Source organism: Rhodococcus sp. 14-2483-1-2 (genome assembly GCF_002259405.1).
Classification (GTDB): domain Bacteria; phylum Actinomycetota; class Actinomycetes; order Mycobacteriales; family Mycobacteriaceae; genus Rhodococcoides.
In genome coordinates this window covers 93,707-105,493 of sequence record NZ_NPFW01000008.1, presented here as the reverse complement: position 1 = coordinate 105,493, position 11,787 = coordinate 93,707, and the positions used below count along the sequence as shown (strand labels likewise).

Annotated in this window: 13 protein-coding genes; 3 read left to right on the top strand and 10 right to left on the bottom strand. The window is 64.8% G+C overall.

All coding sequences use genetic code 11. The features are described 5' to 3' along the window. Positions 1–74 precede the first annotated feature (74 nt). The 3 genes from CH295_RS08430 to CH295_RS08420 are packed head-to-tail and all read right to left on the bottom strand — an operon-like array spanning position 75 to position 4,293. Positions 75–2,444 carry a lysylphosphatidylglycerol synthase transmembrane domain-containing protein gene (locus CH295_RS08430; protein ID WP_037194916.1) on the bottom strand — a complete coding sequence of 790 codons (2,370 nt, stop codon included), beginning with the start codon at positions 2,442–2,444 and terminating at the stop codon, positions 75–77. A gap of 9 nt (positions 2,445–2,453) precedes the next feature. Next, the gene (locus CH295_RS08425) at positions 2,454–3,041 is read right to left on the bottom strand and encodes a GNAT family N-acetyltransferase (RefSeq protein WP_094740385.1); all 588 of its coding nucleotides are present in this window, start codon (positions 3,039–3,041) and stop codon (positions 2,454–2,456) included. Beyond that, positions 3,010–4,293 carry an MFS transporter gene (locus CH295_RS08420; RefSeq protein ID WP_094740384.1) on the bottom strand — a complete coding sequence of 428 codons (1,284 nt, stop codon included), beginning with the start codon at positions 4,291–4,293 and terminating at the stop codon, positions 3,010–3,012. Before CH295_RS08420 ends, CH295_RS08425 begins: the two co-directional genes overlap by 32 nt. A gap of 90 nt (positions 4,294–4,383) precedes the next feature. Between CH295_RS08420 and CH295_RS08415 the strand changes: the two genes are divergently transcribed. Both CH295_RS08415 and CH295_RS08410 read left to right on the top strand, forming a co-directional pair. Next, on the top strand, positions 4,384–4,698 hold the full coding sequence (locus CH295_RS08415; protein WP_037194912.1) for an ArsR/SmtB family transcription factor: 315 nt from the start codon (positions 4,384–4,386) through the stop codon (positions 4,696–4,698). Positions 4,699–4,732: 34 nt separating this feature from the next. Beyond that, complete coding sequence (locus tag CH295_RS08410) at positions 4,733–5,881, top strand: macrolide family glycosyltransferase (RefSeq protein ID WP_094740462.1); 1,149 nt, start codon at positions 4,733–4,735, stop codon at positions 5,879–5,881. Here CH295_RS08410 and CH295_RS08405 read toward each other — a convergent pair whose 3' ends face one another. The 6 genes from CH295_RS08405 to CH295_RS08380 all read right to left on the bottom strand — a co-directional run bounded on the left by CH295_RS08405 (position 5,882) and on the right by CH295_RS08380 (position 10,161). Further along, complete coding sequence (locus tag CH295_RS08405) at positions 5,882–6,403, bottom strand: hypothetical protein (protein WP_037194911.1); 522 nt, start codon at positions 6,401–6,403, stop codon at positions 5,882–5,884. A gap of 257 nt (positions 6,404–6,660) precedes the next feature. After that, positions 6,661–6,987, bottom strand: a complete 327-nt coding sequence (locus tag CH295_RS08400; RefSeq protein WP_094740383.1) for an Rv0313 family protein — start codon at positions 6,985–6,987, stop codon at positions 6,661–6,663. Between the two features lie 85 nt (positions 6,988–7,072). Next, positions 7,073–7,816, bottom strand: coding sequence for an AIM24 family protein (locus tag CH295_RS08395; protein ID WP_037194905.1), 744 nt, complete (start codon positions 7,814–7,816; stop codon positions 7,073–7,075). Between the two features lie 12 nt (positions 7,817–7,828). Continuing rightward, complete coding sequence (locus CH295_RS08390; protein ID WP_037194904.1) at positions 7,829–8,506, bottom strand: AIM24 family protein; 678 nt, start codon at positions 8,504–8,506, stop codon at positions 7,829–7,831. Between the two features lies 1 nt (position 8,507). Further along, the gene (locus CH295_RS08385) at positions 8,508–9,116 is read right to left on the bottom strand and encodes an AIM24 family protein (RefSeq protein ID WP_037194903.1); all 609 of its coding nucleotides are present in this window, start codon (positions 9,114–9,116) and stop codon (positions 8,508–8,510) included. A gap of 67 nt (positions 9,117–9,183) precedes the next feature. Continuing rightward, positions 9,184–10,161, bottom strand: a complete 978-nt coding sequence (locus tag CH295_RS08380; RefSeq protein WP_170945816.1) for an LLM class F420-dependent oxidoreductase — start codon at positions 10,159–10,161, stop codon at positions 9,184–9,186. Between the two features lie 59 nt (positions 10,162–10,220). On the opposite strand from CH295_RS08380, the gene CH295_RS08375 reads away from it, so the two are divergent. Beyond that, positions 10,221–10,601 (top strand): VOC family protein, encoded by a 381-nt coding sequence (locus CH295_RS08375; RefSeq protein ID WP_094740382.1) that lies wholly within the window; start codon positions 10,221–10,223, stop codon positions 10,599–10,601. A gap of 6 nt (positions 10,602–10,607) precedes the next feature. Here the strand turns inward: CH295_RS08375 and CH295_RS08370 are convergent, their stop codons facing one another. Continuing rightward, complete coding sequence (locus CH295_RS08370) at positions 10,608–11,708, bottom strand: S1C family serine protease (RefSeq protein ID WP_094740381.1); 1,101 nt, start codon at positions 11,706–11,708, stop codon at positions 10,608–10,610. Positions 11,709–11,787 lie beyond the last annotated feature (79 nt).

Genomic DNA, 11,787 nt, shown 5'->3' with positions numbered 1-11,787 from the left:
CCCGGCCGACTGAACGCTACCAGCGCCACCTGGAGCTGGGCCGGAATCGGGCGTACTCGCTGGCTACCAGTGCGTCAGACCATGTCTCGCTTGGTGAGCCACCGTAATGTCGGCCACCCGAGAAACACCGGCAACCAGCAGGTCAGGACACGGTAGAGCAAGACCGACGGTACGGCGATGGAGGCGGGCACGCCGAAGGCGGCCAGACCGCCGATGAGTGCGGCCTCCACGGCACCCACACCGCCCGGCGTCGGCGCGGCGGAGGCAAGAGTTCCGCCGATCATGGTCACCACCGTCACGGTGACGAACGTGGTGCCGCCGCCGAAGGCCTCGATGCTGGCCCACAGTGCAAGCGCGGCACCCAACGTCGTCGCCGCGCAGCCGAGAATGATGATCGAGAAGCGTTTGGGGTCGCGGGCGAGTTCGCCCAGTTCGCCGAGGACCTCCTTGATCTGCGGCCGGACGGCGACCCGCAGCCAGCGGCGCAGCTTCGGTACGAACATGAACGTCCCGACGACGCCGAAAGCAGCACCGGCGATGAGATACAGAACAGTGTTGCCCGGCACCATGTTCGACAGTCCGGACGAGGTGCCTGCAACGACGCTGAAGAAGATCAGCAGGCTCACGTGCGTGATCACCTGGACGGATTGTTGCAGCGCCACAGCGGCCGTCGCGCGAACCGTTCCCAGCCCACCCTTCTGCAGGAAGCGCACGCTCAGGGCCAGTCCGCCGACGCCCGCTGGTGTCGTCGTCGCCGCGAAGGTGTTGGCGACCTGCATCACCGTCAGATTCCAGAAGCTGACCTTGCCCAGCGCGCACGCCCACAACGCAGCTCCGGCACCGATGTACGTCAGTGCGGACACCGCGAGACCGAGCAGAGCCCACCACCAGTTGGCCGAACCGAGTTCGGTGACGAATGCGGGCACCGCACTGATGAACGGGTATGCGACATAGACCAATCCGATCAACAGCACGAGCGAGATGATCTGGTTACGGCTGAATCGGGTGACCTGTTCGGCCTCGATCTTCGCGGTGCCGGTCTGCTCGAGAACTTCGAGCCGGACGGCCTTCATCGTCTTGTCGGCGTCGCGCACCGACTGGCGAATGCGAGGCGGGATGGCGGACTTGGTCAATCGACCCGAGGCCGCGACCACGGTCTCGAAGCCGAGTACGTCGATGGCGGTCGCGACGGCGCGCTGGGAGCCGAACAGGTCCGCCGTGGTGAGCAACAACTGCGCGACGTCGGATTGCATCTGGGAAGCCGAGGCACCGAGTTCGGCATGGCCGAAACCGCAGAACAGGGCATTGCCGTCGTGGATCCTCAGTTCTCCGCGGTGCAGATCGCCGTGGGAGATCTGGTTCTCGTGCAGAGTGTTCAGGGCCGTCCACAGGGCACCGAGGGTGGCGTCGTCGTGCTCCGCCTCGACCGGATCACCGATGGGCAGGCTGTGCGCGTACAGGGTCCATCCCCTGTCCAGCGCTGCCACCGCCAGCGGATGACTGCCCGCCGCACCCAACCCCTTGATGGCCAGACCCATCAGGGCGCGATGCTCGACGGCCCGGCGCATCGACGCGTGCAGTGGCGCAGTTTCGCTGCCACGCAGCGTGAACCACCGCCAGGACTGGCGCAGTGCGCCGCCGCTGCGCTGATTCTGCCCGTACAACTCGACCACCACATCGGCGTCGGGAGTGTGTGCGTTCAACACCAACGGGCCGGGGCCGGCCGGACGGACGACGGTGAAGCTGCGAACGGTGACACCGCGACTGTGGAACAGGCGAACCGCCGCGTCGAGTGGAACCTCCAGTGCCGGCGTACCGACGAGCAACACGATGACGGCTCCGACGAGCCAGCCGACCGCCAGTCCGAGCATCGAGCGAGCCGGGACCACGGTGGAGACGACCAGGTGTATCGGCACGAACGCGAGCAACAACGTCCACCATGCCCGACGCCATCGTGCGGGCAGGCCGGGACCGGACACCGTCAGGGCCGCGGCCAACATGGCGATCCAGCGCGAATCGTCGAGGAATTGCGAGAGGAAGGTGTCGAGTCGCTCGGGAACGTCGAGGTCCCACGTGGGAGTGGAGATCCCGGTTCCGGTGATCGACAGCGCCAAGGCGGCCAGCAGTGCCGCGGCCGCGTACCCGGCGAGCAGTTTCCATTTGCGGCCGGCGATCAGTCCGATCAGGACGCCGAACGGGAGCGCGAGAATGGCGACGCCGTAGACGATGTAGACGGCATTGGACTGGTCGGGACTGAGCACGCCGACGATGTTCGAGACCGATTGCTCGAGCGCATCCCACTGATTTCTGGTGATCAGCGAACCGGCGATCACCACGCCCAGCAGTGCCGCGGCCGATACGACCCGAATGATGTCGCTGGTTCTCCGCACCAGCGGCTGAAGCAGGTTTCCCGCTACGGGAATGTCCCGCCCATCCACACGCATGGGGTCAACCTACCGTGAGGTACGCCTGCGGAGTTCGTTGCGGACGGTGGGCCATTCGGATTCGATGATCGAGAACACGACGGTGTCGCGCAACGAACCGTCGGACATGCGTTGATGATTGCGCAGAATTCCGTCCTGCTTCGCACCCAGTTTCGCGATCGCCGTCCGCGACTGCAGGTTCATCCAGTGGGTACGAAATTCGACGGCGATGCATCCCAGTTCCTCGAATGCATGCGTCAACAGCAGCAGTTTGCTCGCGGGATTGGTGCCGGTTCCGTGCGCGGAGCGGGCATTCCAGGTGTATCCGATTTCGACGCGACGGTTGGTGGCGTCGGCGTTGCAGAATGTCGTCGCTCCGATGATCTGCCCGGTGTCGTTGCGGCGCAGCGTGAACGGAAGCATGGTGCCTGCGTCGAGCAGTCCGAGTCGACGGTCGATCTCGGCGGCCATCTCCTCGGGCTTCGGCACGCTGGTGTACCAGAGATTCCACAGCTCGCCGTCGCGGGCGGCGTCGCACAGACCTTCGAGATGATCGTGGCTCAGCGGCTCGAGGGTCACGAGATCGTCAGTGAGGGTCACCGGTTTCAGAAAGGACATTCGCCGACGATACGTCGGACCTGCCCGTCCGGGAAAGCACGACGATCAGCGCTGCGGTGACGGCCACGGCGACCACCACCAGGGCGATGACTTCGGTGAAGGCGTGGGCGTAGGCGTCGGCGAACCCCGGTTGCCCGGCCGCCGCTGCCTCGGCGTCGGCCTCGCCGGGCACACGTCCGCGGACGAGGATCGTCAGCAGCCAGGCGTAGCCGGCGACCATCACGGCCTCGCTACCGATGCGGAAGAGATTGAGTACTCCTGCTGCGGTGCCGCTGCTGTGCGGCGGAACCGCAGCGAGTGCTTCGCCGTCGACCAGCCCGATCGGGAGCCCGAATCCGAGCCCCAACAGAATCATCGGGACCACGACGGCGGCGAGCGAGACGCCTGGTTGCAGGGCCAGCATGCCGAGATTCCCGAGTACCAGGAAGCCGAGACTCGTGCCGATCACACGGTTCGGGGTGACGGCCTCGAAGGCGGTGATCGCTCTGGCGACCGTCAACGGAGCGATCAGTACCGGAATCGTCATCGCCAGCATGAACAGTCCGGCCCGTCCCGGCGTCAGAGACGCGACGGCGCTGAGCGCAGCGGGCAGATAGGTGAGCAGGGTGACGAATCCGATGGCTCCGGCGACCGGTACCAGGCACAGTGCGAGGAAACGACGGTTACGCAGTAGGCCGAAATCGAGCAGTGTCGATGGTGTGGTGGGGGTGCGTAGTGCCGGCAGGGCCAGGGTGCCGACGGCCGCGACCAGAAGGACGAGTGCCTGAGCGGCGAACACTCCACGCCAATCGAGCACGGCGATCAGCAGTCCGGAGATGGTCGGCCCGAGTGCCAACCCCAGTCCGTTCACGGTGCCGAACAGGGCGAACGCCGTCGCTCGTTCGGTCCCCTCGAAATGCAGCGAAAGAATGGACGTCGAGCCCACCAGTACTGCTGCGGCACCGATGCCGGCGAGGACTCTCGCGGCGTCGAGCAGGAGCAAGGAGGGTGCCAGTGCACTGGCCAGGCTGGCGACAGCCGTGAGCACGACGCCGATGCGGAACGACGTGCGGTGGCCGATGCGATCCGAGACCGCACCCCAGACGACGGTGAACAACGCGAAGGCAACGTTGAAGCCGTTGACGACCCATTGCAGCGGTGTCGGATCGGAGCCGAGATCTGCGGCGATCACCGGGAGCGCGATGGCGGTGCCCGAGATGGACATCGGTACGACGAACTGTGCTGCGAGTACGACCGGCAGAACTGCTCTCATGGATCCCCCTTGGCTTAGGTACGATGGTTTTCGTACTAGACCAGGTTTGAAGGTACGGCGCAAGTCGTACCTTGTTGTGGGGAGGAGCTCATGGCAGACGAGAACGGGCATCCGGAGCCCGAGGAAATGCAACTCGGCGCGGTGATGTCTGCACTGGCGGATCCACTGCGGCGCAAAGTGGTCACCGAACTCGTCGGCGACGACGACGGTGCCGAGCGAACCTGCATGTCGTTCGAGCTCGGCGTCACCAAATCGACTCTGACGCATCACTTTCGAGTGCTGCGGGAAGCCGGACTCGTGTTCCAGGTCGATCGCGGAAACAGCCGCAAAGTGACGCTGCGACGCCAGGAGCTGAACGATCGATTTCCCGGCTTGCTGGATCTGATCGCCAACGAAATCCACTAGCTCTCCGCACGCGATGCGCCTTACGGTGGGCACCATGCACATCGCCATGATCGGCACGACGGCCCCGAGTCATATCTATCCATCGCTGGCCGTGATAGCCGAGCTGGTCCGGCGCGGGCATCGCGTCACCTATGCCGTCGGTGATTCTCTGCGACACGTGGTCGAACCCGCGGGAGTCGAAGTGGTGCCGTTCACCTCGATACTTCCCGACGGAGAGGCGTCGTGGCCGGACGATCCGGCGGCGGCGATGCAGGTCTTCCTCGACGAGGCAATTGCGTCGTATCCCGTGCTCACCGCGTTCTACGACGACGATCAGCCGGATCTGTTCCTGTACGACATCGGCGGAATGACGGCACCCGTCCTCGGTGTGCGATACGGGGTGACGGCAGTGCAACTGTCGCCGACGTATGTGGCGTGGGATGGATACGCCGAGGACCTCGGTGATGGGATGACCTCCATTCGAGAGTCGCCGACCGGCGTTGCGTATCGCGAAACCTATGCAGCCTGGTTGCGAGAGAACGACATCGACGCCGATCCGTGGGAGTGGATCACCTACCCGCAGCACTGTCTGTCGCTGATCCCGAAAGTGATGCAGCCCCATGCGGATCGGGTACCGGATTCGGTGCAGTTCGTCGGGCCGTGCCTCGATCCGGTACGCCTGCAGGACCGAAGCTGGACGGCACCCGACGCGCCTGTCCTGTACATCTCCCTCGGCACCGGATTCAACGAGCGACCGGAGTTCTACCGCCTGTGCATCGAGACGTTCGCGAACACAGACTGGCACGTGGTGATCTCCATCGGCCGACGCGTCGACCCGGCCGTGCTCGGAGAGCTACCCGCGAATATCGAAGTACACGAACATGTTCCGCAGCTCGCGGTGCTGGACGCTGCCACCGTGTTCATCACCCACGCCGGGATGGGTGGGTGTACCGAGGCGCTGTGGTTCGGTGTGCCGACCGTCGCGGTCCCGCAGGCCGTCGATCAATTCGGCAACGCCGCGATGCTCGCCGAACTCGGGGTAGGCGTGCACCTGGAATTCGAGAAGGTCACGGCTGCGGTCCTGGCCGACGCCGTTGCCGAAGCTCGCGAATTCGCACCACGCGCAACGGGGATCAGTGCAGAGGTGCGGGCGCACGGTGGCGTCGACCATGCAGTGGATGCGGTAGTCGCGTTTCTTGTGTGATCAGTTGGCGGCGCTACCGCTGTCCAGTATGGATCCGAGATCGGGGGCCGGCGTACTCGGCTCGACGGTGACGACAGTGGAGGACTGCTCCACCTTGTATGAAGTCCAGGGAAGCCCGTTCAGAAATTCGTCGAGTCCGGGGTAATCCGAGATCCATGCGGTGGTGGTGTCCCCGTCGACGGAAGTGCACGATGCCAGCGCCACGTAGGAGCCGGCCGGGACGTCGGTAATCGTCTGGACCGTCGAACCCGGCTGGGTGTCTCCGTTGGTGTACAGGGACTGCCCGTTGCCGATCACCTCGAGGACCGGAGGAAGAACACCGTTCGGCGCAGGTGCGAGCGATGTTCCACAGCCGATAACCGTGCCCGAGGAATTGGTGATCGTATTGGTCACGCTGGTTCCGTCGACCGCGAACGAGAATGTGATGTCCCCGGGTTCGGCCGCGAGGGCCGACGCGGGTGCAACGAGGGCGAGGGTGGTGCAAGCCGAGGCAATGGTCAAGGTGCGCAATGTCGTTCGCATGAAGGTTCCTCGTCGTCGAGTGGCATCGTTCGCATCAGAGTCTGCCTCAAAATAGACCGTTTGGCACTTTTCGGGCGCGGCGCAGCAAAGCCATCGTGAAACCCGCGAATCTTCTGTTCGAGACCGACTCGCACTCCTGCATCGCGGTTTGCGGCACCGATCGGTACCCGTGAGGTCCGGGTATCGCCGCAGTCCGAGTCGAGCATGCATGAATCCGGTGCAGCCAGCCGCGCTGAGCGCGGTCCAGTGCACCCGATTCAGTCCTCCAGAACGCTGACGCTCACGCCGTAGGGCAGGAAGCGGACGCGTCGACGCGGGTCGGTGTTGTCCTTGTGTGCACGGAGCGTATCGAGTTCGGTGGCGTAGAGCTGGTCGATCTGGGGTGATCCGGCGTCGTCGACGCTGTAGATCGCCCAGACTCCGTCACCCTTCTGACCTGTGGTTTCGGGCTCAGGCGGAGCTTTGGGTGCCCCGGCGTTGGATGCGAACAGTGAGCCGACCACCTCACGTAGTCCCTCGGTTGCCTCACGAGCGAACTTGTCGAAGTCGTCGGATCCGAATCCGAAGGGTCCTTGGTTGGCCATGGCGGTACCTCCTCAGGTGATACTCCAGTATGCGCGTTTTCTCCGAACAGCCGCCGTGCATACCGTCGAGGTGCTGCGAGCCGCGCTACTGCTGTAGTCGGGCACCGATGGTGTTGTGCAGCGCTCGCAAGGAGTTCTGGCCCAGCGAGACCGTCTGCGATTCGATGTAGCGCAACAGATGCGAATCGTTGAGCACCTTTTCGCTGGACTGGATCAGCACTGTGCCGGCACCGGTGAAGTCGAACTGCCGCTCCTCGCCGCTGTTGGCACCGAGAAATCCGCGGGCCGCACCGAGGAAGTTCTGCATCCAGTCGGCGTCGAAGTGATGCGACGGTGACGGGCAATCTGCCCATCCCACAAGGGCTTCCGGGTCGATACGCAGCGGTGGCTCGGCGAACATGACGGGGCCGTTGGACGAGGCCAGGAACTTGCCCGTACCGAGCAGAGTGAGAAATCCCGGGACGATGGACTGCTTGAGATCCAGAGTCGGCTCGAACGCGAGCAGGTTCGCGGCCCGGATGGTGAGGTTGCCGTCGTCGAGGTCGTAGCTGTTGATGTTGAACCCGCGATCGCCGAGGATCAGCTTGCCCTGGCCCTGCGCGAGTACCCAGTCGTTCGAGTACAGCGGCGACGAGAACCGCGCCGCGACAATGGCGGGCATCGACGTCTGCCCGAGCGGTTCGAAGCGAACATTGCCGTAGTACGCGATCATCGCGCCCTTCGACGTGAACCACGGCTGGCCGGCGAGCTCGACGCAGAACGCGTAGTCGTTGCCGGGGACGTTGTCGTTGACCGGCAGCGTGTACGGGGTGTGAATGTCCAGACCCATGGGGTGTCCCTCCTAGAACTTCTGCTCGGACGCCTGCACCCACACGGTGCCCATGCCGGTCATCTTCAACTGGATCGCCTCGCCGCTGCCCTTGCCGACGGCGTCGCGCCACCCGACGTTCGCGGAGATGTCGACGTTGATGTTGCCGATGTGGCAGACGTACGCCTGCGGATCCACCACGACCTGGGGGTGATCGGGCCCGACCTGCAGCGGAGTCGCGCCGCCGTGCGAGAGAACCGCAACGCTGCCCTGGCCGGTGAGCTGTGTCGTGAACAGGCCTTGCCCGGTCATCGCGCCGCGCACTGCTCCACGGACGCCGCCCTGCGAGGTCAGAGCAACGATGGAACTCTGGAGGTAGCCGTCGTGCACCAGGAGTCGATCGGCTTCGACGGTGAGCATCGACGAACCGTCGAGGTGGATCACCTCGATGTACAACCCGGCATGACCGTAGAAGACCTCGCCCTGCCCCTCGGCTGCCATCATCGCCACGTGCTCGCCCGCCATCATCCGCCCGGCCATGCCTGCAACGCCGCCCATGCCCGGCATGGCACCGGCCGAGCCGCCCATCGAGTGCGGAACGAACCGGACGTCGCCGGTGTAGTAGAGCATCGCTCCACGACGGGCGAGCACGTTCTGATTCGGTGCCAGAACGGATTTCACGACTTTGCTGTTGACGAGTTCGAGCGGCACGTCAGCGCTCCTCGGGTTGGATGTAGACGACGCCCTGGCCGTCGAAGCGGAGGGAGAACGCCTCGCCGCTACCGCCGCCGATGGCGGAACGCCACGTGACGTCGGTGACGAAGCTCTGGTTCAACTGGCCGCGATGGGCGACGAAGGCGTCGGGATCGACGACGAGTGGGTACTGCGGATCGACGGCGAGGGCGATGATCGGCCCACCCTTGGACAGCAATGCGACAGTGCCGGATCCGCTGACGACGGTGGTGAACAGTCCCTGGCCGGAACTCGCGCCGCGTAGACCGGAGAATTTGATGTCCGTCTTCAATTGCCCTGTGAGAGCGAGTAATTGGGACGACTCGACGTGAAGGTTGTCGCCTTGGACCTCGACGAGAGTGATGTCCTGAGCGTCGACGGCGAAGTACACGGTGCCCTTGCCGGACACGTCCATCAGAGACAGCGACTCGCCGGTCACCTTCTGTTTGAGTGCGGCGCGAAGTCCGCCGCCACCACCCATGCCGGCACTCTTGAAGGCGACATCACCCTCGTAGGCCACCATCGAGCCCGACATTGCGCGCAGGGAGTCGCCGGTCAGGTCGGCGACCAAGACGCGGTGCCCGTTCATCCTCAGCTGAGCCACGGGGGAACTATGCCACTGCACGCGCCCCCGCGGCTACTGCTGGAGAAAATATCTAGACGAGCGGCTTCAGGGCTTTACCTGCCAGTTCGACGGCTCCCGGCTGGTGTCCGTTGGTGATCAGGTTGATGATGATGCCGTCGACGCCCTGATCGAGGACGCGCTTCTGCACCTGCTCGGCAACGTCGTCGGGGGTTCCGCAGAAGTGGCGATCGGTGGCCTTCGCCGCGTCCTCCTCCGACAGGTTCGTCAGATCGAGGCCCTGCTTCAGTACGAACTCGCGCTGCAACTCCTTGGCCTTGTCGCCGTCCTCGTCGACGATGACGAAGGCGAGGAAGCTCGTTTCGAGGTCCTTGGGGTCGCGGTCGACCTCCTCGCATCGGGCCTGCACGGCAGCCATCTTGCGCGGCAGTTCGTTTGCGTCGCAGATGATGTTGAGATGGTCGGCGAACTGGGCGGCCAAGCCGAAGGTCTTCTTCTCGCCGCCACCGCCGAGCATGATCGGCAGATCGTCGCGGATGCGCGGCTCGTTCATCGCGTTCTCGACCTGGTACCAGAGGCCGTCGAACGTCGGACGCTGGCCGCGCAGCATGGGTTCGATGATCTGCAATGCCTCGTCGAGTCGCTCGAAACGGTCGGTGAAGGTACCGAACTCGAGTCCGAAGCTCTGGTGCTCGAGTTCGTACCAGCCGGCTCCGATTCCGAGGATCGCGCGACCGCCGCTCACGACGTCGAGCGTGGTGACGGTCTTGGCCAGGATCGCCGGATTGCGGTAGGTGTTGCCGGTGACCAGGGCGGAGAGCTGAATGGTGTCGGTGGCCGTCGCAAGGGCGGACAGCGCGGAGTAGGCCTCGAGCATCGGCTCGTCGGGCTTGCCGATTCCGGGAAGTTGGTAGAAGTGATCCATCACGAATGCGGTGTCGAACCCGGCCGCTTCGGCCTCGCGCGCCTGCGCGATGACCTGGGGAAAGAGCTCTGCGACCGAACCGTCGTAGCTGAAGTTGGGCATCTGGTAACCGAGGCGAATAGTCACGAGATCCACGCTACTCGGATATCCGCCCGCGGCACGTGCGAGAGCGCGATAATTCGACGATGACAATTCTGGAGCTGACCAGGCAACCGTTCTCGGGGTTCGCCGTCGACGACCTGCAGGCGGCGCGCACGTTCTACGCCGAGACCCTCGGACTGACGGTCACCGAGAACGAGATGGGCATGCTCGAGCTACACCTCGGGACCGGGGCGATCGTGCTGATCTATCCGCGACCCGCACACGTGCCCGCGCAGTACACGATCCTGAACTTCCCGGTTGCCGATATCGAGAGCGCAGTCGACGCTCTGACTGCGAAAGGGGTTGTGTTTGCACAGTATCCGGAGATGGGCACCGACGAGAAGGGAATCTTTCGCCACGGCGGACCGTTGATCGCCTGGTTCACGGACCCGGCGGGCAATGTGTTGTCGGTGCTGCAGGATTGACGACCCCTACGCAGTCGGTGTTCCGGCGGCGAGTGTGACTGTGCCGGAGCTGGTCACGCCGATATCATCGACCCATTCGACGACGGCGGATTCGCCCGGGCGACGTCCGAGCAGCGCCTCCGCCAGGTCCGATGAGGATCCGATCGCGGTGCCGTCGAACGTCACGATGACGTCCCCCGCAGACAATCCCAGCACCTCCGCCGGGGAATCGAACGTCACCGTCACGACGGCCGCCCCGATCGCCGGCTTGTTCTCGAAAACCGACACATCGCGCACCGAGACTCCGAAATACGGTGTGGGGCCGACATGTACGGTGCCGCCCGAGCGGCCGGCGAGCACCTGATCGAGGACCGAGACCGCCTCGGCGATGGGAACGGCATACGCCTCGGGCGCCTGTGGGGGTGAGAACTCGGTGCCGTTGCGTGCCTCGTCGGACAGCCCCGCGGTGTTCACGCCCACCACACGACCCCAGGCGTCGAAGAGAGGTCCGCCCGAATCCCCGGCTCGCACATCGGCATCGACGCGAATCATTCGTTCCAACGTATTTCCCGATCCGTCCACCGAACTGCGCGTACGCACCTGCTGATCGAGGGCGGTCACCGCACCGGGAGCAGGAACCAATACCCCCGCCCCCGAGGCATTCCCGACGGCGGTCACCGCATCACCCACCTCGGGAAGTGGGTCCGGGGCCAGCTCGACCACCGGCAGGTCGGCCGCGGTGATCAACTGCACGACCGCCACGTCACGAGATTTGTCGTAACCCAACACGGTGGCGTCGTAGATCAGTCCGTTCCCCATGTGTACTGCGCTGATCTCGGTGGCGTTCTCGACGACGTGGAAGTTGGTGAGCACGATTCCGTCGGGGGCGACGACGAAGCCCGTGCCCGCGACCCCGGAAAATCCTGCGGACGCCGAGAGGGTGACGACGGTGGGATCGACGCGAGTCGACAGCTCGTCGAGCGTCAGCGGTGGCGGTTCGACGACGGGTGCGACGGGTGCCGGGGTGGCGACGAAATCTGCGGTTCCGGGATCGAGCGGTGGCGTCGCGAAGAGCCACACGCCGGCAGCGACCAGCGTCAACACCACCGCTCGTCCACCCGACCGCATAGAGACCGATTATGGTCCGGTGGCGATGGTGGTGCCAGCTAGTTGGCGATCACGGCCTGGCGGTACCTCTCCGCGCGTC

Bases quoted from the DNA above. Each gene is read 5' to 3' on its own strand.
- CH295_RS08430 (WP_037194916.1), bottom strand. From the start codon at position 2,444: ATGCGTGTGGATGGGCGGGACATTCCCGTAGCGGGAAACCTGCTTCAG.
- CH295_RS08425 (WP_094740385.1), bottom strand. From the start codon at position 3,041: ATGTCCTTTCTGAAACCGGTGACCCTCACTGACGATCTCGTGACCCTC.
- CH295_RS08420 (WP_094740384.1), bottom strand. From the start codon at position 4,293: ATGAGAGCAGTTCTGCCGGTCGTACTCGCAGCACAGTTCGTCGTACCG.
- CH295_RS08415 (WP_037194912.1), top strand. From the start codon at position 4,384: ATGGCAGACGAGAACGGGCATCCGGAGCCCGAGGAAATGCAACTCGGC.
- CH295_RS08410 (WP_094740462.1), top strand. From the start codon at position 4,733: ATGCACATCGCCATGATCGGCACGACGGCCCCGAGTCATATCTATCCA.
- CH295_RS08405 (WP_037194911.1), bottom strand. From the start codon at position 6,403: ATGCGAACGACATTGCGCACCTTGACCATTGCCTCGGCTTGCACCACC.
- CH295_RS08400 (WP_094740383.1), bottom strand. From the start codon at position 6,987: ATGGCCAACCAAGGACCCTTCGGATTCGGATCCGACGACTTCGACAAG.
- CH295_RS08395 (WP_037194905.1), bottom strand. From the start codon at position 7,816: ATGGGTCTGGACATTCACACCCCGTACACGCTGCCGGTCAACGACAAC.
- CH295_RS08385 (WP_037194903.1), bottom strand. From the start codon at position 9,116: ATGAACGGGCACCGCGTCTTGGTCGCCGACCTGACCGGCGACTCCCTG.
- CH295_RS08375 (WP_094740382.1), top strand. From the start codon at position 10,221: ATGACAATTCTGGAGCTGACCAGGCAACCGTTCTCGGGGTTCGCCGTC.
- CH295_RS08370 (WP_094740381.1), bottom strand. From the start codon at position 11,708: ATGCGGTCGGGTGGACGAGCGGTGGTGTTGACGCTGGTCGCTGCCGGC.